This is a genomic window from Xanthomonas sp. 3058 (assembly GCF_014199765.1).
Classification (GTDB): Bacteria; Pseudomonadota; Gammaproteobacteria; order Xanthomonadales; family Xanthomonadaceae; genus Xanthomonas; species Xanthomonas campestris_B.
Genome location: NZ_JACHOF010000001.1, coordinates 524,058 through 547,136, shown reverse-complemented (window position 1 = coordinate 547,136; position 23,079 = coordinate 524,058). Strand labels below are relative to the sequence as shown.

Sequence of the window (23,079 nt, the reverse complement as noted above, 5' to 3'; positions counted from 1 at the left end):
TAGTGCATCGCCATGCGGCGGCCTTGCTGTGCGCCATGCATGACTTCCGGCAAGAGGGCAAGGCGGCGCGTTGCGCCTAAGATGCGTGCATGTTGGGACACCTCAGTCATACGCGCGTGCTGCGCTTCGCCGGCCTGTTTACCTGGGCGATGATCGCCATGCCGTTGGTATTCATCTATTGGACGCCGGCCGAGGAGGGGGGACACCGCAGCGTGGCCCAGGCCGTCCTGATGTCGGCGTTCTTCGTCGGCTTCGGCGCCAGTTACTTCTGGTTGACCCGTGGCCTGAGCAGCGGCGGGCACGCCCATTGGTATGACCGGCTGATCCTGCTGCTGCTCACCGTGTGCGCGCTGGCCGTCAGTTATCTGACCGGCACCGGGCTCGGCAGCATCCTGATGATGGTGGCGGCCGGTGTGATCCCCTGGCTGCTGCCGCTGCGCGTCGGTGTGGTGTGGCTGGTGCTGAGCCAGTTGGCGGTGCTGCCGGTCTATCACCTGCTGCTGGGCTTTCCGATCTCGGGTGCATTGATGCAGTCGCTGCTGTACGGCGGCTTTTCGATGTTCATCTTCGTCACCAGCCTGGTCGCGCGCCAGCAGACCGAGGCGCGCGAAGAACAGCGCCGGCTCAATGCCGAACTGCGCGCCACCCGCGCGCTGCTGGCCGAAAGCGCCCGCATCAACGAGCGCACCCGCATTTCGCGCGAATTGCACGACCTGCTCGGCCACCACCTCACCGCGCTGAGCCTGAATCTGGAAGTGGCCGGCCATATCACCGAGGGCCAGGCCCAGGAGCACGTGCGCCAGGCGCATACGCTGGCCAAGCTGCTGCTCACCGATGTGCGCGAAGCGGTCAGCCACCTGCGCGACAGCGGCGCGATCGACCTGGAAGCGGCGCTGCGCCCGCTGGTGACCCAGGTGCCGTCGCTGGACATTCATCTGGACATCGCCCAGCCGCTGACCCTGGACGACCCCGAACGCGCCCATGTGCTGTTGCGCTGCACGCAGGAAATCATCACCAACGCGGTGCGCCACGCCGGCGCGCGCAACCTGTGGATCCAGGTCCGCCGCGATGCCGAGACCGTGCTGATCGACGCGCGCGACGATGGCCACGGCGCCGAGACGGTGGCGCCCGGCAACGGGCTGCGCGGCATGCGCGAGCGACTGAGCCAGTATGGTGGTCAGCTCGAGATACAAACCCGGCGGGGTGACGGCTTCGGCCTGCGCATCTCCGTTCCAGGCGCGCCGGCACTGATGCCTGCGGCCGTGACCTAAGGAGTGTTCTGATGATCCGTGTGTGCCTGGTCGACGACCAAACCCTGGTACGCCAGGGCATCCGCTCGCTGCTGGCGCTGGATAACGGCATTGAGGTGGTCGCCGAGGCCTCGGACGGCAAGCAGGCGGTCGAGCAGATCCCGCAGATCCAGCCCGATGTGGTGCTGATGGATATGCGCATGCCGGTGATGTCCGGCCTGGAAGCGCTGCAGATGCTCTCGCGCAACGGCACGCTGCCGCCGACCATCATCCTGACCACCTTCGACGACGACCAGCTGGTGCTGGCCGGGCTCAAGGCCGGCGCCAAGGGCTATCTGCTCAAGGACGTGTCGCTGGAACAACTGGTCGGCGCGATCCGCACCGTCGCCGGCGGCGGCTCGTTGGTGCAGCCGGCGGTGACCCAGCGCCTGCTCTCGGGCCTGGAGCACATGCGCAACGAGTTCGTCAGCCTCGACCGGCCCGATCCGCTCACCGACCGCGAGACCGAGATCCTGCGGCTGATGGCCAGCGGCTTTTCCAACAAGGAGATCGCCAATTCGCTGGGCGTGGCCGAGGGCACGATCAAGAATCACGTGTCCAATATCCTGTCCAAGCTCGGCGTGCGCGACCGCACCCGCGCGGTGCTGAAGGCCTTCGAGTTGCAATTGGTCTGATCGGCGGAGCCGGGCCAGCGGCAGGTCCGGCGCTTGACGGTGTGCGCCGGGGCTGCACCAGACGCCGGATAGGCCACGGCGTGTGGTCTGGTCGCTTGCCGCGTGGCCGGGTGGGTGGCCGCACACTAAAATCGTGTCGCATAGCGATCGCATCACACGCACGCAGCGCGCGATATGCATGATGGCTGCGCGCAATCCGCCCAAAACCCTTGTGCAGGTTGGGATCGCGCAGTTCCGCACGGCGCGGTTGCGCAATGGATGACACTGCAAGACCGCGCTACCCGTCGCACAACTGAACATCTTTCTCGAAGCCTGCTAGGATGGCGGCTTCGCTTCACTCAACCCGGCCGTGGGATCGGCCCCGGAGACCTCCTGAATGACCCGTATTATCGAGTTCCTGATCGCCTTGGGGATCGTGGCTGGCTTGTTTGTCGTGGTGGGCTTGGTATTGCCCTCGGAGCGGCAGATGTCCGAGAGTGTTGAGACCAACCGCAGAATGACGATTGTTTACGACACCGTGAACAGCTTCCGTCGTTTCAAGGATTGGAACCCGCTTGTGCTGCGTGACCCGAAGATCCAGCTGAAGCTGGCCGGCCCGGAAGAGGGCAAGGGTGCACGCGTCGACTACAGCTCCGAAGAGGGCTATATCGGCAAGGGCAGCTGGGAAATCAAAAACACCGTCAAGAACGAGCGTGTTGAGATCGCGATCGAAGATCCCACCAAGGGCTACGACAAGGTCACCAATTTCACTCTGGCAACGACCGGCAAGAACAACAAGAACGTCAAGATCACCCAGGACTACAGCGTCAAGTACGGCTGGAACCTGTTCGGTCGCTATGCCGGCTTGTATGTCAGCCGCCATGTGGGCGACGACCTGAAGCTGGGTCTGTCGCGCCTGGCCACCGCCCTGGCCACCGTGCCGAATTTCGACTACCGCGCCGAGCTGGATGGCAAGCCGGTGTTGAGCGATCTCAAGATCGTCGATGTGCCCGCCGAGGACCTGCTGGTCGTCACCGCAGGCAACATCGATCGTGACAACGAGACGATCAAGAAGTCGATCAAGGACAACCAGGAGTGGATCAAGCGTGTGATGGAATCCAACGGCCTTGAGGCTGCTGGTCCCGTTCGCATCGTGACCACCGACTTCGCCAGCGACAAGTATGCGTTCGACGTCGTGCAGCCGGTGCGCAAGCGTGCCGGTGGCGCAGCCAAGACCGATGCCAAGGCCGATACCGCCAAGGCTGACGCCAAGGACGCCAAGAAGGACGACGCTGCCGCCGCACCTGTGGACGCAACCCCGGTTGCCGCAACGGGTGAGGAATTGAAGGTCAACATTCCGTCCGAAGCGCCGGTCAAGTACGAGCGTACCAAGGCACATCGTTCCGCCTTTGCGACCTATGCAGGTCACATGGCCGGCCTGGATGCAGTGCGTAACTCGCTGCGCGCCTGGGCCGCCACCAGCGGCAACGACGTGACCGAGCGTCCGTACGAAGCGTGGAAGGGCGGCGTGGACAAGGCGTTTACGCCGGAAGGCACCTACGACGTCTACTGGGCCATCAAGTAATCGTCTCACCACGATGATCTGATCCAGACGAAAACGCGCCGCAGTCTTGCGGCGCGTTTTTTTTTGCGCTGCGGCGCTGTAACGGGAGCCTGCTTTCATGTCTCTGCCTGAACGTCGTAAGAAACATCCCTCGTTGCTGGCGTTTTGCGGTGCATTGCTGGCCGCCGCCGCCGTGGGGGTGTCGGCCTATGCGTCGCACGGCGTAACCGATGCGCTGGTGCAATCGCGGCTGCAGTTGGCGTCGTTCTACGCCTTCGGCCATGGCGCCGTACTGACGGCGCTTGGCGCGACCGAAACGCGTGCGTTCGGCCGGGTCGGCCTGTATCTGCTGTTGCTCGGCACCTTGCTGTTCGCCGGCAGTCTGGTGGGCGGCGCGTTGTTGCACTGGTCGACCGGCCTGGCGCCGATCGGCGGCATCAGCCTGATGCTGGGCTGGGTGGTGCTGGCGCTCGGCGCGTTGCGGCGCTGAGCATGCCGCACCATGCACGCGGTTTCGATGTGGAGGCAGCGTTTACGTCCCTGGCCCGGCGCGACCGCGCGCTGGGTGCGTGGATGACGCGCATTGGCCCGATCGCCGCACAACCGGGCTGGCGCAAGCCGTTCGACCCGGTGGACGCGCTGGCGCGCGCAATCCTGTTTCAGCAACTGAGCGGCAAGGCCGCGTCGACGATCGTGGCGCGGGTGGAAGTGGCCATCGGTGCGCAGCGCTTGCATGCAGACACGCTCGCTCGTGTCGACGATGCGGCATTGCGTGCATGCGGCGTGTCAGGCAACAAGGCGCTGGCCTTGCGTGATCTGGCGCGGCGCGAGCTGGAGGGTGAGATTCCCTCGTTGCGCAGGCTGGCCTTCATGGACGAAGAGGCGATCGTCCAGGCACTGGTGCCGGTGCGCGGCATCGGCCGCTGGACGGTGGAAATGATGCTGATGTTTCGCCTGGGGCGCCCGGATCTGCTGCCCATCGACGACCTGGGCGTGCGCAAGGGCGCCCAGCGCGTGGACAAGCAGGAGCAGATGCCGACGCCGAAGGAACTGGCCGCACGTGGCGAGCGTTGGGGCCCGTATCGCACCTACGCCGCGTTCTATCTATGGAAGATCGCCGACTTCAGCGTCGCGACCAAAGTACCGACGCCGCGCTCGCAGGAATAGGCGCGCGCATCGATCCGCGCTTGGTTGCCGCACGCATCAGGCCGCGTGCCACCGCCAATGCCAAGGTTCGTAGACGATGCCATGCGGATTGTCGCGTGGATAACTCAGGCAATAGCCGAACTGGCCCGCGTGACTGCTCAGCCAGGCAAACGCAGTGGTGACCTCGAACGATTCTTCGGCCGGTGGTTCGCCCGGAGTGCCGATATCCAGCGCATCGCCGCTGTGGTGTTCGCTGAAGCCGGGCGCCGCGTTCACTGCCAGGATCTGCGTCAGGCTCAGCCCGCGTGCGAACTTGCGTTCGAAGATGCCCAGTTGGTAATCGTGGCTGCGATAGCCGGAGATCGCATCGAGCACGATCTCCGCACGCAGCGCGGCCGCATGCATCTGCCGCCAGGCACGCGCGGCGCCTGCGCTGAGCCAGAGCGGCCGGCCGAAGCGATCGCGCCCGGCGAACTGCAGCGTTGCCGGTTCGGCGATCAGGTGCAGTCCGGTGCGTTCTACATAGTCATCGGCGACAAGTCCGAGCTGTGTGAGGCGATGCTGCAAGCCGTCGACCGCAAGAACGCTCTCGTCGCCTTGGTGAAATCGCGCAGTGGCGTTCTGCAGCCGGTCCAGTGCCTCGTCCAGGCCTGGCTCGCGCGCCAGTCGCGGCACCAGCGGCATCAGCCCGTGCGGCAGCTGCGCGGCCAGATAGTGTCCATCGCGCTTGCGTCTTAGTAGCCAGTCGGCCTGCGCCAGCACGCGGGCGTCGGCATTGCTGCGGGCACGCAGGAGGGCGGCTGGCACCAGTTCGATGGCGGTGGTGTTGAGTAGCAGGGACGGCGTTGTGCGCATCGCGACAGGGTAGGGCTAAGCGCGTTGCGCGGCCAGTTGCTGTAGATCCTGCAGCAGCTGGCGCGGCTGTTCGGGACTGAGCACGAGCAGGCTGCCGCTCTTGAGTGGGAGGATCAGCACGCGGGCTGACTGGGTGATCAGATAGAACCCCGGGCCTGCCTGTCTGCTGCGGTAGTACCCGGAATGAAAGCCCGGGTAGCCAAAGCCCAAAGACTTTCGGCCTGGCTTGAAGGCTGTGTGCTCGGCCAGATCGACCACGCGCGCCGTGTCCAGCCGCATCTGGTCGACAGGCACCTGCTTGGTGAACAGTGTCGAGCGCACGATCAAGCGCTCGTCCTGCAGCCGGATACCGCGGCGCGCATGCGCGGCGGTGCAGCTCACTGCGATTGCCACCAGCAGTGCCAGGTGGGCATACAGGGCGGCAGGATGCCCGTTGCGGACATTGTCCGCATGCACCACGACGATCACGCACGCGACAGCCAGCAACGGGAGCCACAGCCACAGCGCGAGCCCCCAGGGCGCGACCGCAGCGACGGCGTAATCGCGCCGGTGCGGGCGGTGCCCGGTGCCTACCGTGTGCTGTGCAGCGTTGCCGGGGCGTTGGCCGGATCGCGTCGTCATCGGGCTTCCTTGGTGGGCAGTGGCGCTGCGGCACCTGGCGATACGTGTGGGTGCCTGATAACGCGCATGCCGGGGGTGTTTGGTGTGGCCGCCGCGAGCTGACTGTCATCGCCGTTGAAGGCTTTGAGACATGGCAGCGCTGTGGCGATGCTTCGCCGGCTGCAGCGCCTGCTCATGCCTGCGGTTCCTTGTCGTCGTGCGGCTTCGGCAGCCGGCCGGCCTTGCGCAGCGCATCGCGCAACACGTATTCGATCTGCGCGTTGAGGCTACGCAACTCGTCGTCGGACCAGCGCTGCATGGCAGCCAGCACATCGGCGTTGATGCGCAGCGGGTAGGCCTTTTTTTCGCTCACTCGCGCTCACCGCGGCCGCTGTGGCGGCGCAGGTGCATGACCATCGAAACGATCAATACGTTGACGCCGACGAGCATGCCGATCACCACCGCGTAGATACCGGCGCGGCTGTCGCCGGCCCAGTACAGGCAGGCGGCGCCGATCAGGATCACCAGGCTGATCAAGGCCCAGCGCAGGCCCAGCCCGCGCGCACGGTCGTCGTCGTCCGCCCCGATGGAGGCGGCGATCGCCAGCGCGGGCAAGCCGGAAAGAGCGACGACCAGCGGCACCATGACATTCATTGCATCACCTCAATACAGCGAGCCGGCGTTGACCACCGGCTGGGTGCCGCGATCAGAACACAGCACGGTAAGCAGGTTGCTGACCATGTGTGCCTTGCGCTCCTCGTCCAACTGCACCACGCCGTTCTTCTGCAGCTCGGCCAGCGCCATTTCGACCATGCCCACCGCACCGGCGACGATCCGCGTGCGTGCGGCGATCACTGCGTTGGCCTGCTGGCGCTGCAGCATGGCCTGGGCGATTTCCGGTGCGTAGGCGAGGTGGCTGATACGCGCTTCGATGACGTCCACGCCGGCCTGGGTCAGGCGCTCGTCCAGATGCCGCTTGAGCTGTTCGCTGATTTCGGCCGGGTGGCTGCGCAGCGAGATCTGCCCATCTTCGTGCTGGTCGTAGGGATAGCTGGTGGCCATCGCGCGCAGCGCCGCTTCGGACTGGATATGCACGAAGCTCTCATAGTCGTCGACGTTGTAGACGGCCTCCGAAGCATCCAGCACCTGCCAGACGATCACCGCAGCGATCTCGATCGGGCTGCCATCGAGCTCGTTGACCTTGAGTCGTCCGCTCTCGAAGTTGCGCACCCGCTGACTGACTCGGCGCTTGGCGTAGAAGGGGCTGTTCCAGCGCAGGCCGGAGTCCCGGGCCGTGCCGATGTACTTGCCGAACAGGCTGAGCACGGCGGCCTGGTTGGGTTCCAGGGTGTACAGGCCGGCCAGGAAAAAGATGCCGACCGCACCGATCACGATGGTGACGATCAGCGCTGCGGGCATGGCGTTGCCCGTCAGCAGCATCCAGGTGGCGGCAGCGAACGCTGCGCCGGCGACAACGACGACGGGGATGCCCGGCAGTGAACGGATCGGCTTCTCTTTCATCGTGCGGATATCCTTGGAGAGTGGAAAAAAGATATCAAAGTGATATCAGGTGGCGCAAGGGCCGCAGCCGGCGGTCTGAGTGACGGACCGCTAGAATGACGTCCCCCTTCGATCTGGACCGCGCCCATGACCACCCTCGGTACGCCGTTATCGCCTTCCGCCACCCGTGTATTGCTGCTGGGCTCGGGCGAACTGGGCAAGGAAGTGGCGATCGAATTGCAGCGCTTCGGGGTGGAGGTGATCGCTGCCGATCGCTACGCCAACGCACCCGCGATGCAGGTGGCGCACCGCTCGCACGTGCTGGACATGCTCGATCCTGCCGCGCTGCGCGCGCTGATCGCCGCCGAGCAGCCGCACCTGATCGTGCCGGAGATCGAAGCCATCCATACCGAAACCCTGGTGGTGCTGGAGCGCGATCAGGGCCAGCGCGTGATTCCCACCGCGCGCGCCGCGCGCCTGACCATGGACCGCGAAGGCATCCGCCGCCTGGCTGCCGAAACCCTGGGCCTGCCGACGTCACCGTATCGCTTTGTCGACACCGCCGCCCAGTATCGCGAGGCGATCGCTGCGGTGGGCCTGCCCTGCGTGGTCAAGCCGGTGATGTCGTCCTCGGGCAAGGGCCAGAGCACGTTGCGTAGCGAAGCCGACATCGACGCGGCCTGGGACTACGCACAAACTGGCGGACGCGCCGGCGCTGGCCGCTGCATCGTCGAGGGCTTCATTGATTTCGATTACGAGATCACCCTGCTGACCGTGCGGCATGCCGGCGGCACCTCGTACTGCGACCCGATCGGCCATTGGCAGCAGGACGGTGACTACCGCGAAAGCTGGCAGCCGCAGCCGATGTCGACCGCCGCCTTGCAACGCTCGCAGGAGATTGCGAAAGCCATCACCGACGATCTGGGCGGCTGGGGTTTGTTTGGGGTGGAGTTGTTCGTCAAGGGCGACGAGGTGTGGTTCAGCGAAGTGTCGCCGCGCCCGCACGACACCGGCCTGGTGACGCTGGTGTCGCAGGAACTGAGCGAATTCGCACTGCACGCACGCGCCATCCTCGGCTTGCCAGTCGGTGCTGAAAACGGCGGCGTGATCCGCCAGAGCGGCCCGTCGGCGTCCTGCGCGCTGCTCGCGCACGGCAATGGCGTGCCGGTATTCGACAACGTTGCCGCTGCATTGCGCGACCCGGACACCGCGCTGCGCTTGTTCGGCAAACCGCGCGTGGACGGCCACCGCCGTGTCGGTGTCACCCTGGCGCGTGCAGAGAGTATCGATGCGGCACGCGAGAAAGCGCGTGTCGCGGCTGCGGCGCTGACGATTCAGCTTCGCGACTAAATAACGGAGTTCTTGCGGGGGTTTTGTGGGCATCGGCCTGACCGTTGCCCGCGATTTTCAAGACTGCCTTGCTTGCAGATGGCGAGATTGGCATGCGGCTAACGTGCAGCAATCACGAAACATTGCTTAGTGAACCATGGTGGCTACACCCGCATTACATCCGTTGCGGGTGAGACCAGACCACGGTCAGACAGTGGATCTGATAGGCATCCGTGTGCTCCATCGAAGGCGTCGGACGCAAGGGCATGTAGACGCAAGGGCATGTATAAGCCGAACTGCAAGTTTCAGGTCAAAGCCCTTGCAGGGTGTGGTTGGCTCTGCTCTTGCTGTATCTGCCTTTGCTGTTCGCCGTGCGCGCGTTCCGCCGCAGCCTGGACCCAGCTCTGACTGCTCTGCTCCAGCGGTGTATTGAGTGCAGCGACAGTATCCACATGGGCACGCAACTGGTCGTGCGGTCCCAGTGAGTTGGGATTGTTCTGTACCGCAAACGCACGTGAGGCGTCCTCGCTTAGACGCACGTCGTCGATGCGGTCCATGCCCATTTTGCAGGATTGCACCGCCAGGCAACCAGCCAGGTTGTCACTGCGTACGTCCGATTGTCGGTTGTTTGCTTGATCCAGGGCTTGCACATGGGACTGCGCTTGTGCAAACAGCGGGTGCCCGGGATGATCGGGATTACGCAGTGAGGGCGGTTGCCGCTCATCACTCAAAATATGTTGTTGGATCGATCTGTCTGCGGGAAGCGGATGCCGAACTTCCTTGTTCAGGGGACTTTCTGGAAACGGTGCTTCAATGCTTTCCACGCCATGGATATTGCGTAAGGGGCGGTAAGCATCTTTCCCCTGGCCTTCGAGCGGTAAAGGGATGCGAACGTCAGGAAGCAGTTGCCCGACTCCAGCGGGGCCAAGCAACCCATTTACATCGATGCTCTGGTTGCGATGCAGACCGGCATGATTGAGTGCGGCCCAGGTAAAGTCGACACAGTTGTTGCGCACATCCTTGTACTCTTTGTCGAACCCCAATTTTTCCGGTTCTTGGCCGAAATTTTGGAGCTTGTCATACTGTTCCTTGCTTATTTCAAGCGTTCTAGAGTAAACAGGGGCATGATACTCATCTGCATCGGTATTGTAGATTAGTCCAGGGCCGTTCGTCTGTCCGTGGTTGATTGGAGCAAATCCATAACTTGTCGCTTGGTTCCCATCACTAGTTATAAAGAACATATGGCCTGGGCCAGATGTAACGGGCACTCCATCGATTATTTGCTGCTTACCTTCTTCATATAGAGGTGTGCCTGGTGCCGCTATAACGATAGTTACGGTGTAGCGTTGCTTGTCCATGATGCATTCCTTGTCGATTTCTTGACTATTTTGAGGATGTTAACTTTTTCTGGATTGTAATTGTTGCATTAGGGTTATTTAATATGATGCTGCCCGGTTTTGGCGATATATCTACACGGTATCGGCCATATTTGTTGAGGTGAAGATTGCAGACAATCCAGTTGCTCGAATCGGAGTCATACGCTCCGGAACTGATGTACTTAATTTCATCATTTCCCACGCGCCATCTAAGGAATTCTTCCTTTTGGGGTTCTTTGCGCAATGAGGCTTGAAAATTGTCTTCTGTGAATATTTTTTTGCAAATTCCTTCTTCCCACCTGCATGCGTTCACTTTGAGCGAATACCGCACGGGGGACTCGCTCTTGTTTAACGTGGTGACGGGGTCGATCGGTCCTTTGCGACTTAGGTTCAACCCGACGATGTAGGACTGGGTAAGGTTCACGTTGTCCGGTGTGGCTTCAAATTCAAAGCGCACATGTTCGTCCGTGGCATCTACGCGGAATGGTTTAATGAGAAAAAGGTCTTGCTTCTCGGACTGCGGCGCTTTGCTTGCGCTACAGGCAACCAGCATCGTAGCGATCACAAACGACGGCCACAAACTCCGCACGGGGGCACGCACATCCTGCAAGTGTGGTCTCATCCGGTTCTCATTGCAGACAGGGTTGCGTCAGAGTGTAAACCCGCGATCTGAAGCCAGCTAGGCCTGCCTTGTATATACTGGACGAGGTCATCTCTGGCGCCTGTACAAGCTGAAATGCCGAGCTTCGTCACGGCTGGCTGGCAGGCGGCAAACCATCAGCCAGCGTGCTGCCACTGTCGGCCCGGGCAGGCGCCGCCTGCTGTCGACGGGCATCATTCATAAAATCTCTCGAGTGCTGTTGACCTTTACTTGTCAACCACATCCACCCACACCGCATGATGGTCGCTGCCATCGGCAATCGCCGCTTCCGGGGCGGTGCTGGCCGGCCAGAAGATGCCGCTGCCGATTAGCGTGAACTGGTGCGATGGCAGCACGTAGTCCAGCCGCATGGTGCCGGCTTGCGGGCCGAAATCGCCGGTGACCTGGTGCGGGTCGCCCGTGTGCACGATGCCTTGTGCGGCGTATTCGGCGGTCTTTTGCGGGCCGCCTTCGCTGCGCGGGGTGGGGTAGTGCAGCACGCGCGGATGATGGATCAATGCGCGGATCGCTTCGTGGCGGCCTGCGCCATCGATCGGATCGTTGTTCAGATCGCCCAGGATCACGAAGTGCGCATCGGCCGCCAGACCGCCGCAGATTCCCTTGTCATCGCACAGCCAGCGCTTGCTGTCGGCCGCATTGTCCAGGTACGCACGCCATAGCGCGAGCTCGTCGTGGTTGCGTGCGGCGTTGCGTTTTTCCGCGCCATCGAACACCGGCGGCGTCGGGTGCGACACCAGCGCATGCACGACCCCGAGCGGCGTGCGTACCGGCACGTCCCAATGCGATTTGGACGACAGACGCAGCTGCGACCAGATCGCGTCGCTGTAGAACGCACGCCCGGTACCCGGATCCAGCGGCCGCAGCGCACCCGGCAGCGCGCTCCATTTCAGCAATTGAAAACTGCGTACGGCCTGCGCATCGATCGGATACCGCGACAGCACCAGCATGCCGTACTGGCCGGGGTGCAGCCCATAGCCCCAGGCATCGTTGCCACGCGAGCGGCCATCGCCACCGACGGTGCCGTTGCTGTCCAGGTCCAGGCCGCTCGGCACGCCGGTATTGACCGGTGCCAGATAGCGATACGGATAACGCAACGGTTCGCCGCCGCCCGGCTGGGCGACCTGCAGGTAGCGCTGCTGGAACAGATCGGCAGCGCGGTGGTCCGGGTCGAAATCGAATTCGTTGAGCAACACCAGGTCCGGGCGCACGCGCTGCAGCACGGCGGCGATCTTGCGTGCATGCGCGCTGTCGCCCTGCAGCTCGCGCACCAGGCCGCCTGCCTCGTCGGAGTACAGCGAGGTGTTGTAGGTGGCGATGCGTAGCTGTGTGGCCACGGGTTCGCCAGTGGCGCTATCGGAGGTGGCAGCCGATGCAGGCGTGCGATGGGTGCAGGCGGCGCAGAGCGCGGTCAGCGCGAGCAAAAGAAGAGGTCTGATCATCGCGCGATTCTCGCATGCCCGATGCGACAGCCCGATGTCGCGCGCTGCGATTCACGGTGCCGATGCGGTGGCGGGTAACCCGCGCCACTGGCGGCCGTCGTAGGCTTCCAGTGCGCTGAAACGACGCTTGTAATTCATCTTGGCATGGCCTTCGATCCAGTAGCCCAGGTACACATGCGCACGGCGCTCGCGGCGTGCCCATTGGATCTGCTGAAGGATCGCAAACGTCCCCAGGCTGCGCGCTGCAGCCTCCGGCGCGTAGAACGTGTACACCGCCGACAACGCATGCTCGGTGACATCGGTGACCGCAACGGCGAGCAGCCGCCCCGGTGCATGCGCCACCGCCGGTTCGCGGATTTCCAGGAAGCGCCCGTGCGACCAGCCGCCGATCAGGAACTGGTCGAACTCGGTGGCGCCGTGCTCGTCCATACCGCCACCGGGGTGCCGGTGCTTGAGGTAGCGCCGATACAGCGCGAGTTGTTCGTCGGTGCGCTCGGCGGCAGCCACACGCACCACCAGATCTTCATTGCGCGCGAGACAACGGCGTTGACTGCGATCGGGGCGGAACGCGTCTACGGCAATGCGTACCGGTACACAGGCGCGGCACGTTTCGCAATGCGGCCGGTAGACCAGGTCGCCGGAGCGGCGAAATCCCCATGCCAATGCCTGCGGATAGATCGCGCCCAAGCGCGGGTCGTGCGGGTCCAGTACCAAGTCGCGCGCCTGGCGGTCGGACCAGTAGCCACAGGCATGCTCGCCGGTCTGGAACAGGCGCAGGTCATCGTGGGTGTCGGCGTGAATGGCCATGGTTTCAGGATAACGCCTGGGCGTCGCAACAGCGGCGACTGTCCGCCGGATGAATACGCCGGGCTGGCAGGTCAACGGGCGCGTCGATGGCTCGTTGATGTGGGTGTTGGTGGCAGCGCACGGTGAATCCGGGTGCGCCACCCACGCGATGCGGCCCATGCAGGTGCCGCGTGTGGTTTTCACATCCCAGGAGTTTCTCATGTCCCGCAAACCCTTTCTCGCACTTGCTGTGTTAGCCGCCCTGTCCACCGGCTCGGCGTTCGCCGCCACCCCGCCGGCCGCCGGCGATGCGCCGCGTCCTGCCAAGCTCGACACCAACGGCGATGGCATGATCGATCGCAGCGAAGCCGCGGCCGATCCGAAACTTGCCGCGCAGTTCGACACGCTGGACGCCAACAAGGACGGCAAGCTCTCGCGCGATGAGCGCCCGCATCACCGTGGCATGGGGCGTGGCGGACGTGGCGAATGGATGAGCAAGCTCGACACCAACAAGGACGGCCGCATCAGCCGCGAAGAAGCCAAGACCGACCCCAAGTTCGCTGCACGTTTCGATGCAATGGACCTTAACAAGGACGGCTTCGTCGATCGTGCCGACCGTGAGCTACGCATGCAACAGCATCGCGATGCGTGGTTTGCCAAGGCCGACACCGACAAGGACGGCAAGTTGAGCAAGGCCGAGTTCGATGCGGCATCCAAGCAACGCGGCGAGCATGGCCGCTGGGGACAGGGCGAGCATGGCGAACACGGCAAACGTGCGATGCCGGCCAAGCCTGCTGCGGGCAACTGAGCAGGTGTTGACGCGGCACGTGGCTGAACACGTGCTGCGTCAACGGTAGCGGTAAGGATTTCAGTCACACGGATGATGCAACAAGGCGCCGATCGACCCATGGCCTCCCGCAAGGGAGGCTTTTTGCATGGCGCTGCCGATGCGCTGCGATTACCTCACCCGTTGCTGGAAAAGCCGAGCTCATGCCGTAATGGCAGCTCGCCGGGTAGCGATAGCGCGATGTGCCAGTGTGTTCCGGCCGGTGCAGCATCACGGCCTGCCGTCAGGTTCCGGCGGCGTTGGAATACTCTCCGGCGACAACAACAGTGCCGATTCGGGCGCTCGACATCACCGTGCGACGCCAGCGCAGGTTGTCATTTGCTGTGCCACTGCTTGGGGACAGGATTGGCGAGCGTGTTCTTTTCCTGCGTGTAGGTGCCGTTCTGCTGTGCAATGGCTTCACCCGTTTCGACGACGGCGTTTTGAATGAAGACGTTTTCCTTGCTGCCGCGGATGAAGGTCAGCTGGTGGAAAGCGGTTTTGTTGCCCCAGTCTGGAGAGGGGAGTGAGATGAACTTCACCGTGCAGGTCTCGTCGTCGAAACTGCCTTGCAGGACGTAGACGCCATAGTGGTTCTCGCCCTGCGAAATGATCTTGTACATGCCGTTGGCGTAGTAATAAATCTCCGCATCGGGAAACGGCTTCTTCTCGTACATCTTGCGATAGTGGAGCACCTGTTTGACGGTGGGTTCTCCAAAGCTCACGGCCAGCGTCTGGCCGTCGGGCGAGGTTGTCAGTCCTTCCGCGTACGCGCCAGCGCTGCTCAGCAGCATCAGGCCTGCGGTCACGATCTTTTTCACTGCATTGCTCTCCTGGTCTTTTAAAGCGGCGTATGCCGAAACTGCACGGCTGCAGTCGCACAGCCGCTGGAATACTCGCAGAGAAGTAGTGGCAATGAAATTCATTGGGATACAGTCAAAAAGTGCGGTTCAGCCACGCTGTTACAGGGCCGTGCCGTTCAAGATCGCCGCGGTTCGCTGATCCATGTGTCTCACGCGATGACCGAGATCGCATCAACAAACGCGGCGAACAGCACGTAGAGCGCCGTTGCGCGTCTGTGAAGGGCATGGTGCATGCCGGTTGCAAGCGCCATGCGAGGATTCTGGATCGCTGCCTGTCTCGCTCGACCGCTGCGCAGGCTGATCGTGGCTTTCAAGTGCGTCATAACATCCCCGCCCTGATGGAGTGATGCAGGATTGGCAGCAGGACCGCCAGCGTGCTCACGAGCGTTGCGCCTGGACTGAACATGCAGCGGTGAAGCACTGGTGCCTGCGTGGTGCCGCGCCGTTGTGCATCACGTTCCAGCATGGGGCGCATCACCCGGGGCAGCACGCGGAGCATTTGATAGTTGATCACGACCATGCCTGCGCACAGCACCAGCAAGGCCGACCAGGGTTCGGTGCTGAGTCGATTCAGCAGCAACGTGCTGCCGCACACGATCACCGACGTCAGCGTGCTTGTGAGCATGAAGCGGCGGATACCTGCGGTTTCGCGAGCCGTCTCGGCAAAGCGCAGCAGATACCAGCCCGACCAGTAGGTTCCCAGTGCTGCAACCAGCACGCTGCCTGCAGCAAACAGCGCCGGCATGCCGAACCAGATGCTCAGCGCACCGGCCGCGCCGCCACCGCCAACGGCAGAGCCGGTCAAACCGCCCATGCCCAGCTTGCCCGCGCCACCGATGCCGCCCAATACGATGGCTGCACTTGCGGTTCCTGGCGCTGCCAGCATCGTTGCCGAGGTCACCGCAGTCGCGAAGGCGACGCTGGGCGCGCTGCTGCGCGCGAACTCGCCGAACCGGCACAGCAACTCGTGACGCACGCTGGCACGTGCCCGCGACAGGCGTTTGCGCACGGCGGCGTCGCTGAGGCCGAGCAGTGAGGCAACCTGCTGCGAACTCTGGCCTTCGCGGTAATACAGCAGCAGCGTCTCGCGGCTCTCTTCCGGCAGTGCAGAAATGATGTCGAGCGCGGCGATCTCTTCTTCCACCTGCAGCAGATGGTCGGCAGGCGAGGGGGCCGGGTCGGCGGCCATCGCCATCGCAAGCTCGGCCGCTTCGCCGCTGAGCGCACGATGCCGGTTGGCGCGTAGCCAGTCGCGCGCCAGGTTGCGGGTGATCTGCCGCAGCCACGGCAGGAAGCTGGCCGGCTGATGCAATTGCGCCAGCCGCTGCCAGGCACGCAGGAACGCTTCCTGGGCGATGTCTTCGCTGGCGGCGATATCGCGGGTGATCGCCAGTGCAATGGCGGTCACCGTATTCTGGCTGGCGCGCACAATGCGACCGTACGCCTGCTGGCAGCCGGCTGCGGCGTTGGGTAATTCGCGTTGCAACATCAGGTCCAGCGTGTCGGTGTGCATCGGCGCAATCCATGTCCTGTTCCCAGCATGACGCATGGTGGCGCTGGATGTGACCGATATGATGCGGTCTGGGCAGCGGTCCTCAGCGCGCCGGCTGGATCCGCACGCGCATTTCCTCATCCTCTGCTGCAGGCGGTTGTGTATCTGCAGGAGCTGTCGGTTGCGATGCCGGCTGTACCAGCGGCGCCGCATCAGGTGCGCTGCGATGGCGCATGACCACGAACATGGCCACTGCGCCGATCACCAACAGCAGCACCAGCCGGATGCGCCAGGCCCAGCTGCGCGCGCTGGAGCTCGATCCGTTCTCGCCTTCGCGGAAGGTGTATTCCACATTCGGCAGATCGCGGCGGGTGGTATCGAGCAGGCGGGCGTCGCGCAGCAGCTCGCGTGCGCGCGGCTGGTCGTCGGCGTGCACGATCCACACCGTGGGATAGGCCTGCGCATTGCCTTGTTCGAGATAGCTGAACTGGCCGGTGCGCTTGCTTTCATAGGAGCGGCCATTGCTCATGCGCACGTCGATACCGGCCTCGCGCAGCAGATTGGCCACGCCTTCGGCGGTTTCGATACGTTGACTGCTGAAGATCTTGCGCATGATTCAGGGTGTGCCGTTGGCTCCCGAACGGATCGCGCAGCAAATGCGCGTGTTCGAGGTGGAAAGAGAAGTTGGCGGGGACGTCGATCCATGCCAGAGCGTTGATGCACCGGTCGCCACGCCTGGGCGCGGCGAGTGCCATGAAGAAATCGACACGCCTATTCCTTGGCCGGCACGGCGACCGCGCTACCGTCGGGCACGACACGGATCAAGCCTTCCTGTGTGGTGCTGGCGACCAGCACGCCATCGCGGGTGAAGAACTGCCCACGTGCCAGCCCGCGCGCGCCTTGCGCGGTCGGGCTGTCGAGCGAATACAGCAGCCAGTCGTCGGCGCGGAACGGGCGGTGGAACCACAGCGCATGGTCGAGCGAGGCCATCTGCACATTCGGCGTGTAGTAGCTGATGCCGTGCGGAAAGGTGGAGGTGCCCAGCAGCTGGAAATCCGAGGCATAGGCGAGCAAGGCACGGTGCAGGCCGAGGTCGTCGCCGATCGAGTCGCTCAGGCGCAGCCACATCTGCTGGAACGGTGGGCGTTTGGGCGGCCGGAGTTCGTCGCGTGGAAACACGTGGCGAAATTCGAATGGCCCGCCGCGCGACAGCCAGCGCTGGACCTTGGCCGGCAGTTTCTCCAGCACCTCCTGTGCCAGTGGCGGGGTGGGTTCGATGTCTTCGGGTGGCGGCACCACCGGCATCACCGACTGGTGCTCGGCGCCGTCCTCGCTTTCCTGGAACGAGGCCGCGCAGAAAAAGATCACCTTGCCGTGCTGGATCGCGGTGACCCGGCGCACCGAAAAACTGCCGCCATCGCGGGTGCGATCGACCTCGTAGACGATCGGGTGGTCGATATTGCCGGCGCGCAGGAAATACGCATGCAGCGAGTGCGCCTGACGGCCGTTCTCCACCGTGGCCTGCGCCGCCGACAACGCCTGGCCCAGCACCTGTCCGCCGAACACGTATTTGGTGCCGATATCGCGGCTCTGGCCGCGAAAGAGGTTGTCCTCCAGCCGTTCCAGCGACAGCAGGCTGATCAATTCGGATGCGACGGGTTCGGCAGGGACGGACAAGGGGCGGGCCTGGGCGTGCGATGGACCACGATTATAGCGGCCGCCCTGTGCGCGCCGTGCCCGAGCGGGTTCAGCTCTTTTGCAGGCGCGCGACCAGGCCGTGCAAGGCGGCCTGCGCATCCGCCGCGTACCAACCGTCGATGAAACGCTCCAGCTGGATCAGCTCCGGCGCCAGTGCCGCGCGCAGATCGGCGCGGGCGATCGCGCGCGTGGTCAGCATCGGTTGGCGCGGCAGCTGCTGCAGGTCCTGCAGCCAGGCCACTGCGCGGGCGGTGACCAGATCACCATCGACCAACTCATCGACCAGGCCGATCGTGACCGCCTGTTCGGCGGGCAGCAACTGGCCGGAGATCAGCAGGCGCTCGGCACGGTGCGCCCCGACCACGCGGCGCAGCAGCCGCTGGATGCCTTCCGGCGCGGCCAGGCCGACCTGCACTTCGTTCAGGCCGATCGCATACGGTTTGGCGGTGTCGGCGCTGCGCGCCATCACCCGGTAGTCGCAGCACAGCGCCAGCACGCAGCCGCCGGCCGGCGCATGTCCGCCGATGGCGGCCACCACCGGCACGCGGCTGTTGGCCAGCGCTTGCGCGGCCTCGAAGAAGGCCGTCCAGCTGGCCAGCAACGCGGCGCGGTCGGTGCCGTGCGACAGCAGATGCGGTACGTCCATGCCACCGGAAAAAATGCGCTCGCTGCCCGACAGCACGATGCCATCGGTCTCATCGCCGGCCTGCTGCACCGCAACGCTCAGTGCCTGGCATAGCGCAGTGTCCAGCGCATTGACCGGCGGGCGCGCCAGCCGGATTTCGCGAAGACGGCCATGGTCTAAGATCTGGATGCTCATTCGGGGCTCCTGGAGATCGGATCATGATAGACGGCAGTCATAGCAGGCGGCGTATGCGTGGATGCGTGCTGTTCGGTGCGTTGTTGGCGGTGGCAAGTGCGGGCGTCGGCGCGCAGTGTCTGCCCGCGTTCAAGGACGGCTGGATCCGCCTTCCGCCGCCTGGCGGCATGGGCATGGCGGCGGGGTTCGGGCAATTCCACAACGGCTGCGCGCAACCGGTGACGGTGACCGCAGCCAAGAGCCGCGTGTTTGCCGATGTGTCCATCCACCAGACCACGCAGGCCGATGGGGTCAGCCGCATGCGAGCGGTGCCCGCGCTGGCATTGCCGGCCGGGAAGTCGGTCACGCTGGCGCCGGGCGGTGTGCATCTGATGCTGATGGACGCGACCGGGCCGCTACAGGAAGGCGCACAGGTGCCGGTGACCTTCACCTTGCAGGATGGCCGCAAGATCGAGGCCACGTTGCAGGCGCGCACGCGCGCGCCGGGCTCCTGATCGAGCGCTGCGCGGAGTGACACGCGACATTGCAGCATGCAGGCGGCAGTGTCGTCGAAGCCAGCGTGCATGCTGATGCCGATCGACACGTGCAGCGGTTCAGCAACGCAGTCGATCGACCAGGCAACGGCCTGAGGCGGCACCAACCGTTGCCGCGTCACCGGGTTCTTCCTGCGCCGACAATGCGGGCCAACCGCATTACGCAGTGACGATCACCCTATCGCCGAACACAAAAACGGCGGCTCCTACCAGAGCCGCCGTCGCCACCGAACGCTGAGAAACCCAGTGCTCGGGTCCGGGCAGTCAGCTGCTGGCCGTGCGCACCGCATCCGGCAGCGACGCGCTCTTGCCGGTCTGCGTATCGATCCACACCACCACCACGTTGCCGTCCGAATACAGCACGCTGTCGTCCTTCTGGTCGACGATGCGGTGGCCGATGGTGATGCTGCTGCTGCCCAGGCGCTCGACGAACAACTCCACCGTGATGTCGTTGGGCCACACCAGCGGGCGTTTGTAGTTGACGTTGGTGGCGGCGACGACCGGCGCGATACGGTCGGTCATCGCCACGCCTTGCACGCCCAGCATCCAGCGCACGCGCGCTTCTTCCAGGTACGAAATGTATTTGGCGTTGTTGACGTGACCCATGCTGTCCATGTCGCGCCAGCGCACGCTGATCGGGATACGTGCCAGGATCTTTTGCTCTTCGCTCATCAGCTCGCCTTCTTCTTTGCGGTTTTCTTGGTGGCGGACTTGGCGACCTTGGCCACCTTCTCCGGTTTGACCTTGCGCGGCGGGCGCGCATCGGGCTTGTTGGCCATCGCCGCCGGGCGGGTCTCGCGTGCCTTCACCGACGGCAGCATCTTGGCCAGGAACTGACCGGTGTAGGAGGCCTTGTGCGCAGCCACGTCTTCCGGCGTGCCGGACACCAGGATGGTGCCGCCGCGATGACCGCCTTCCGGGCCCAGGTCGACGATCCAGTCGGCGGTCTTGATGACGTCCAGATTGTGTTCGATCACCACCACCGTATTGCCCTCGTCGCGCAGCTTGTGCAGCACGCCGAGCAGCGCCTCGATGTCGTGGAAGTGCAGGCCGGTGGTCGGTTCGTCGAGGATGTACAGGGTGCGTCCGGTATCGCGACGCGACAATTCCTTGGACAGCTTGACGCGCTGCGCCTCGCCGCCGGACAACGTGGTCGCGCTCTGGCCCAGCTTGATATAGCTCAGGCCGACATCGATCAGGGTCTCCAGCTTGCGCGCGATGCTCGGCACCGGCTCGAACAGCTGCAGCGCATCTTCGACGGTCATTTCCAGCACGTCGCTGATGTTGTAACCCTTGTAGCGGATCTCCAGCGTTTCGCGGTTGTAGCGCTTGCCGTGGCACACATCGCACGGCACGTAGACGTCGGGCAGGAAGTGCATCTCCACCTTGATCATGCCATCGCCCTGGCAGGCCTCGCAGCGGCCGCCACGCACGTTGAAGCTGAAGCGTCCCGGCGAATAGCCGCGTGCGCGCGACTCCGGCACCTGCGCGTACAGCTCGCGCAACGGCGTGAACATGCCGGTGTAGGTCGCCGGGTTGGAGCGCGGGGTGCGCCCGATCGGCGATTGGTCGATGTCCACCACCTTGTCGAACAGGTCGAGATTCTCGACCTCGCGATGCGCGGCCACCGGATGCGAGGCGCCATTGATTTCGTTGGCGGCCAGCGAAAACAGCGTGTCGTTGATCAGCGTTGACTTGCCCGAGCCGGACACGCCGGTGATGCAGGTCAGCAGGCCGGCTGGAATGTCCAGGTCGACGTTCTTGAGGTTGTTGCCGGTCGCCCCGCGCAGATGCAGCATCATCTTCGGGTTGGGCTTGTGGCGCTGCTTGGGGATCTCGATACGGCGCTTGCCCGACAGGTATTGGCCGGTCAGCGAACGCGGCGCATCCAGGATGTCCTGTAGCGTGCCCTGGGCGCAGATTTCGCCGCCGTGCACGCCGGCGCCGGGGCCGATATCCAGCACGTGGTCGGCCAGGCGGATCGCGTCTTCGTCGTGTTCGACCACGATCACCGTATTGCCCAGGTCGCGCAGCCGCGTCAGCGTGCCGAGCAGGCGTTCGTTGTCGCGTTGGTGCAGGCCGATCGACGGTTCGTCCAGCACGTACATCACCCCGACCAGTCCGGCGCCGATCTGGCTGGCCAGGCGGATGCGCTGCGCCTCGCCGCCGGACAAGGTGTCGGCCTTGCGTTCCAGGGTCAGGTAATCCAGGCCCACATCGACCAGGAAGCCCAGCCGCTCGGCGATCTCCTTGACGATCTTGCCGGCGATCTCGCCGCGCCAACCGGGCAGCGACAGCCCGCGGAAAAACGCCAGCGCCTCGTTGACCGGCAACACCACCAGTTCGGGCAACGGGCGATCGGCCACGAAGACATTGCGTGCGGCGCGATTCAGGCGGGTGCCGTTACAGGCAGGGCAGGGCTGCTGGCTGACGTACTTGGTCAGCTCTTCGCGCACCGCCGGCGACTCGGTTTCGCGGTAACGGCGTTCCAGGTTCGGCAGGATGCCCTCGAAGCGATGCTTGCGGGTGGTGCGCCCGCCGGCATCGGTGAAGTAGGTGAAGCTGATCACCTCATCGCCGCTGCCGAACAGCACCGCCTGGCGCACCTTGGCCGGCAACGAATTCCACACCGCATCCACGTCGAACTTGTAGTGCTTTGCCAGTGAGGCGATCAGCTGAAAATAATAGGCATTGCGCCGATCCCAGCCGCGCACCGCGCCGGCCGACAGCGACAGCTCCGGATGCACCACGACGCGATCCGGATCAAAGAATTCGGCCACGCCCAGGCCATCGCAACTCGGGCAGGCACCGACCGGCGCATTGAACGAAAACAGCCGAGGTTCCAGCTCCGGCAGCGAGTAATCGCAGACCGGGCAGCTGTACTTGGACGAGAGCAGGTGCGGTGCGGCGGCCGGGTCGTCCAGCGACTGCACCGCGACCATGCCTTCGCCGAGCTTGAGCGCGGTCTCGAAACTTTCCGCCAGCCGCTGCTTGATGTCTTCGCGCGGGCGGAAACGGTCGATCACCGCTTCGATGGTGTGCTTCTGGCGCAGCGCCAATGCCGGCACCGCATCGATCTCGTACAGCTCGCCATCCACGCGCACGCGCACGAAACCCTGCGCACGCAGTTGCTCGAACACCTGCGCGTGCTCGCCCTTGCGGTCGCGGATCACCGGCGCCAGCAGCATGTAGCGTTGCTCGGCGTCCAACGTGAGCATGTGGTCGACCATCTGGCTGACGGTCTGCGCTTCCAGCGGGAACCCATGGTCCGGGCAACGCGGCTGACCGACCCGCGCGTACAGCAGGCGCAGATAGTCGTAGATCTCGGTGATCGTGCCGACCGTGGAGCGCGGATTGTGCGAGGTGGATTTCTGCTCGATCGAAATCGCCGGAGACAGACCTTCGATATGGTCCAGGTCGGGCTTTTCCATCACGCTGAGGAACTGGCGCGCATACGCCGACAGCGACTCGACGTAGCGGCGCTGGCCCTCCGCATAGATGGTGTCGAACGCCAACGACGACTTGCCCGAGCCGGACAGGCCGGTGATCACGATCAATTTGTCGCGAGGCAGGTCGAGATCGATGTTCTTGAGGTTGTGCGTCCGCGCGCCGCGGATGCGGATGAAATCCATCGCCATGGGGGATCCGATGTCGGGCCGGCGAACCGGCGGTGATGCGAGCGTGCTCA

Annotated in this window: 24 protein-coding genes; 8 read left to right on the top strand and 16 right to left on the bottom strand. The window is 64.1% G+C overall.

All coding sequences use genetic code 11. The features are described from left to right. Nucleotides 1-89 precede the first annotated feature (89 nt). From GGR61_RS02625 to GGR61_RS02605, 5 genes are all read left to right on the top strand, one after another. Entirely contained in the window at nt 90-1,271 is a 1,182-nt protein-coding gene (locus GGR61_RS02625; protein ID WP_184620355.1) for a sensor histidine kinase, read from the top strand. A gap of 11 nt (nt 1,272-1,282) precedes the next feature. After that, the gene (locus tag GGR61_RS02620; protein WP_006450021.1) at nt 1,283-1,924 is read left to right on the top strand and encodes a response regulator transcription factor; all 642 of its coding nucleotides are present in this window, start codon (nt 1,283-1,285) and stop codon (nt 1,922-1,924) included. A gap of 376 nt (nt 1,925-2,300) precedes the next feature. After that, nucleotides 2,301-3,488, top strand: a complete 1,188-nt coding sequence (locus GGR61_RS02615) for an SRPBCC family protein (RefSeq protein ID WP_184620354.1) — start codon at nt 2,301-2,303, stop codon at nt 3,486-3,488. A gap of 97 nt (nt 3,489-3,585) precedes the next feature. Beyond that, on the top strand, nt 3,586-3,957 hold the full coding sequence (locus tag GGR61_RS02610) for a DUF423 domain-containing protein (protein WP_184620353.1): 372 nt from the start codon (nt 3,586-3,588) through the stop codon (nt 3,955-3,957). A gap of 2 nt (nt 3,958-3,959) precedes the next feature. Further along, a complete protein-coding gene (locus tag GGR61_RS02605; protein ID WP_184620352.1) occupies nt 3,960-4,634 on the top strand; it encodes a DNA-3-methyladenine glycosylase in 675 nt (224 codons plus the stop codon). Between the two features lie 36 nt (nt 4,635-4,670). Here GGR61_RS02605 and GGR61_RS02600 read toward each other — a convergent pair whose 3' ends face one another. The 5 genes from GGR61_RS02600 to GGR61_RS02580 all read right to left on the bottom strand — a co-directional run bounded on the left by GGR61_RS02600 (nt 4,671) and on the right by GGR61_RS02580 (nt 7,589). After that, nucleotides 4,671-5,468 carry a M15 family metallopeptidase gene (locus GGR61_RS02600; RefSeq protein WP_184620351.1) on the bottom strand — a complete coding sequence of 266 codons (798 nt, stop codon included), beginning with the start codon at nt 5,466-5,468 and terminating at the stop codon, nt 4,671-4,673. A gap of 15 nt (nt 5,469-5,483) precedes the next feature. Further along, nucleotides 5,484-5,936, bottom strand: coding sequence for a PH domain-containing protein (locus GGR61_RS02595; protein WP_326520607.1), 453 nt, complete (start codon nt 5,934-5,936; stop codon nt 5,484-5,486). Between the two features lie 325 nt (nt 5,937-6,261). Further along, nucleotides 6,262-6,441: an Arc family DNA binding domain-containing protein gene (locus GGR61_RS02590; RefSeq protein WP_184408734.1), complete on the bottom strand. Its 180-nt coding sequence runs from the start codon at nt 6,439-6,441 to the stop codon at nt 6,262-6,264. Further along, nucleotides 6,438-6,722, bottom strand: a complete 285-nt coding sequence (locus tag GGR61_RS02585) for a hypothetical protein (protein WP_184408733.1) — start codon at nt 6,720-6,722, stop codon at nt 6,438-6,440. Before GGR61_RS02585 ends, GGR61_RS02590 begins: the two co-directional genes overlap by 4 nt. Nucleotides 6,723-6,731: 9 nt before the next feature. Further along, complete coding sequence (locus tag GGR61_RS02580; RefSeq protein ID WP_184408732.1) at nt 6,732-7,589, bottom strand: SPFH domain-containing protein; 858 nt, start codon at nt 7,587-7,589, stop codon at nt 6,732-6,734. 126 nt (nt 7,590-7,715) lie between these two features. Here GGR61_RS02580 and purT point away from each other — a divergent pair, with 126 nt between their 5' ends. Beyond that, the gene (gene purT, locus GGR61_RS02575; protein ID WP_184620349.1) at nt 7,716-8,918 is read left to right on the top strand and encodes a formate-dependent phosphoribosylglycinamide formyltransferase; all 1,203 of its coding nucleotides are present in this window, start codon (nt 7,716-7,718) and stop codon (nt 8,916-8,918) included. A 284-nt stretch (nt 8,919-9,202) separates the two neighbouring features. On the opposite strand, the gene GGR61_RS21010 is transcribed toward purT, so the two are convergent. The 4 genes from GGR61_RS21010 to GGR61_RS02555 all read right to left on the bottom strand — a co-directional run bounded on the left by GGR61_RS21010 (nt 9,203) and on the right by GGR61_RS02555 (nt 13,339). Beyond that, complete coding sequence (locus GGR61_RS21010; protein ID WP_260286812.1) at nt 9,203-10,255, bottom strand: XVIPCD domain-containing protein; 1,053 nt, start codon at nt 10,253-10,255, stop codon at nt 9,203-9,205. A 25-nt stretch (nt 10,256-10,280) separates the two neighbouring features. Next, nucleotides 10,281-10,895 (bottom strand): hypothetical protein, encoded by a 615-nt coding sequence (locus GGR61_RS02565; RefSeq protein WP_260286811.1) that lies wholly within the window; start codon nt 10,893-10,895, stop codon nt 10,281-10,283. Between the two features lie 245 nt (nt 10,896-11,140). Then, the gene (locus GGR61_RS02560; protein ID WP_260286810.1) at nt 11,141-12,373 is read right to left on the bottom strand and encodes an endonuclease/exonuclease/phosphatase family protein; all 1,233 of its coding nucleotides are present in this window, start codon (nt 12,371-12,373) and stop codon (nt 11,141-11,143) included. A gap of 51 nt (nt 12,374-12,424) precedes the next feature. Next, complete coding sequence (locus GGR61_RS02555; protein ID WP_184620348.1) at nt 12,425-13,339, bottom strand: arginyltransferase; 915 nt, start codon at nt 13,337-13,339, stop codon at nt 12,425-12,427. On the opposite strand from GGR61_RS02555, the gene GGR61_RS02550 reads away from it, so the two are divergent. Further along, entirely contained in the window at nt 13,230-13,967 is a 738-nt protein-coding gene (locus tag GGR61_RS02550) for an EF-hand domain-containing protein (protein WP_184620347.1), read from the top strand. The two genes, GGR61_RS02555 and GGR61_RS02550, sit on opposite strands and share 110 nt — an antisense overlap. A 353-nt stretch (nt 13,968-14,320) precedes the next feature. On the opposite strand, the gene GGR61_RS02545 is transcribed toward GGR61_RS02550, so the two are convergent. The 5 genes from GGR61_RS02545 to GGR61_RS02525 form a co-directional block, all read right to left on the bottom strand. After that, nucleotides 14,321-14,779: a hypothetical protein gene (locus GGR61_RS02545; RefSeq protein ID WP_184408764.1), complete on the bottom strand. Its 459-nt coding sequence runs from the start codon at nt 14,777-14,779 to the stop codon at nt 14,321-14,323. A gap of 388 nt (nt 14,780-15,167) precedes the next feature. Then, on the bottom strand, nt 15,168-16,361 hold the full coding sequence (locus GGR61_RS02540; RefSeq protein WP_184620346.1) for a sigma-70 family RNA polymerase sigma factor: 1,194 nt from the start codon (nt 16,359-16,361) through the stop codon (nt 15,168-15,170). Between the two features lie 82 nt (nt 16,362-16,443). Further along, entirely contained in the window at nt 16,444-16,953 is a 510-nt protein-coding gene (locus GGR61_RS02535) for a DUF2007 domain-containing protein (protein ID WP_184620345.1), read from the bottom strand. 158 nt (nt 16,954-17,111) lie between these two features. After that, entirely contained in the window at nt 17,112-18,017 is a 906-nt protein-coding gene (gene tesB, locus GGR61_RS02530; protein WP_184620344.1) for an acyl-CoA thioesterase II, read from the bottom strand. Between the two features lie 70 nt (nt 18,018-18,087). Then, nucleotides 18,088-18,858: an enoyl-CoA hydratase/isomerase family protein gene (locus tag GGR61_RS02525; protein WP_184620343.1), complete on the bottom strand. Its 771-nt coding sequence runs from the start codon at nt 18,856-18,858 to the stop codon at nt 18,088-18,090. Between the two features lie 65 nt (nt 18,859-18,923). Between GGR61_RS02525 and GGR61_RS02520 the strand changes: the two genes are divergently transcribed. Continuing rightward, a complete protein-coding gene (locus tag GGR61_RS02520; RefSeq protein ID WP_184408763.1) occupies nt 18,924-19,352 on the top strand; it encodes a copper chaperone PCu(A)C in 429 nt (142 codons plus the stop codon). A gap of 303 nt (nt 19,353-19,655) precedes the next feature. Here GGR61_RS02520 and GGR61_RS02515 read toward each other — a convergent pair whose 3' ends face one another. Beyond that, nucleotides 19,656-20,063: a thioesterase family protein gene (locus GGR61_RS02515; RefSeq protein WP_184408723.1), complete on the bottom strand. Its 408-nt coding sequence runs from the start codon at nt 20,061-20,063 to the stop codon at nt 19,656-19,658. Further along, the gene (gene uvrA / locus GGR61_RS02510; protein WP_184620342.1) at nt 20,063-23,029 is read right to left on the bottom strand and encodes an excinuclease ABC subunit UvrA; all 2,967 of its coding nucleotides are present in this window, start codon (nt 23,027-23,029) and stop codon (nt 20,063-20,065) included. The genes GGR61_RS02515 and uvrA overlap by 1 nt, the downstream gene beginning before the upstream one ends. Between the last annotated feature and the right edge of the window lie 50 nt (nt 23,030-23,079).

What these genes read in the sequence shown, in the direction of transcription:
- GGR61_RS02625 (WP_184620355.1), top strand. Translation starts at nt 90, where the DNA reads ATGTTGGGACACCTCAGTCATACGCGCGTGCTGCGCTTCGCCGGCCTG.
- GGR61_RS02620 (WP_006450021.1), top strand. Translation starts at nt 1,283, where the DNA reads ATGATCCGTGTGTGCCTGGTCGACGACCAAACCCTGGTACGCCAGGGC.
- GGR61_RS02615 (WP_184620354.1), top strand. Translation starts at nt 2,301, where the DNA reads ATGACCCGTATTATCGAGTTCCTGATCGCCTTGGGGATCGTGGCTGGC.
- GGR61_RS02610 (WP_184620353.1), top strand. Translation starts at nt 3,586, where the DNA reads ATGTCTCTGCCTGAACGTCGTAAGAAACATCCCTCGTTGCTGGCGTTT.
- GGR61_RS02605 (WP_184620352.1), top strand. Translation starts at nt 3,960, where the DNA reads ATGCCGCACCATGCACGCGGTTTCGATGTGGAGGCAGCGTTTACGTCC.
- GGR61_RS02600 (WP_184620351.1), bottom strand. Translation starts at nt 5,468, where the DNA reads ATGCGCACAACGCCGTCCCTGCTACTCAACACCACCGCCATCGAACTG.
- GGR61_RS02585 (WP_184408733.1), bottom strand. Translation starts at nt 6,722, where the DNA reads ATGAATGTCATGGTGCCGCTGGTCGTCGCTCTTTCCGGCTTGCCCGCG.
- GGR61_RS02580 (WP_184408732.1), bottom strand. Translation starts at nt 7,589, where the DNA reads ATGAAAGAGAAGCCGATCCGTTCACTGCCGGGCATCCCCGTCGTCGTT.
- purT (WP_184620349.1), top strand. Translation starts at nt 7,716, where the DNA reads ATGACCACCCTCGGTACGCCGTTATCGCCTTCCGCCACCCGTGTATTG.
- GGR61_RS21010 (WP_260286812.1), bottom strand. Translation starts at nt 10,255, where the DNA reads ATGGACAAGCAACGCTACACCGTAACTATCGTTATAGCGGCACCAGGC.
- GGR61_RS02565 (WP_260286811.1), bottom strand. Translation starts at nt 10,895, where the DNA reads ATGAGACCACACTTGCAGGATGTGCGTGCCCCCGTGCGGAGTTTGTGG.
- GGR61_RS02560 (WP_260286810.1), bottom strand. Translation starts at nt 12,373, where the DNA reads ATGATCAGACCTCTTCTTTTGCTCGCGCTGACCGCGCTCTGCGCCGCC.
- GGR61_RS02550 (WP_184620347.1), top strand. Translation starts at nt 13,230, where the DNA reads ATGAATACGCCGGGCTGGCAGGTCAACGGGCGCGTCGATGGCTCGTTG.
- GGR61_RS02555 (WP_184620348.1), bottom strand. Translation starts at nt 13,339, where the DNA reads ATGGGCCGCATCGCGTGGGTGGCGCACCCGGATTCACCGTGCGCTGCC.
- GGR61_RS02545 (WP_184408764.1), bottom strand. Translation starts at nt 14,779, where the DNA reads ATGCTGCTGAGCAGCGCTGGCGCGTACGCGGAAGGACTGACAACCTCG.
- GGR61_RS02540 (WP_184620346.1), bottom strand. Translation starts at nt 16,361, where the DNA reads ATGCACACCGACACGCTGGACCTGATGTTGCAACGCGAATTACCCAAC.
- GGR61_RS02535 (WP_184620345.1), bottom strand. Translation starts at nt 16,953, where the DNA reads ATGCGCAAGATCTTCAGCAGTCAACGTATCGAAACCGCCGAAGGCGTG.
- GGR61_RS02525 (WP_184620343.1), bottom strand. Translation starts at nt 18,858, where the DNA reads ATGAGCATCCAGATCTTAGACCATGGCCGTCTTCGCGAAATCCGGCTG.
- GGR61_RS02515 (WP_184408723.1), bottom strand. Translation starts at nt 20,063, where the DNA reads ATGAGCGAAGAGCAAAAGATCCTGGCACGTATCCCGATCAGCGTGCGC.
- uvrA (WP_184620342.1), bottom strand. Translation starts at nt 23,029, where the DNA reads ATGGCGATGGATTTCATCCGCATCCGCGGCGCGCGGACGCACAACCTC.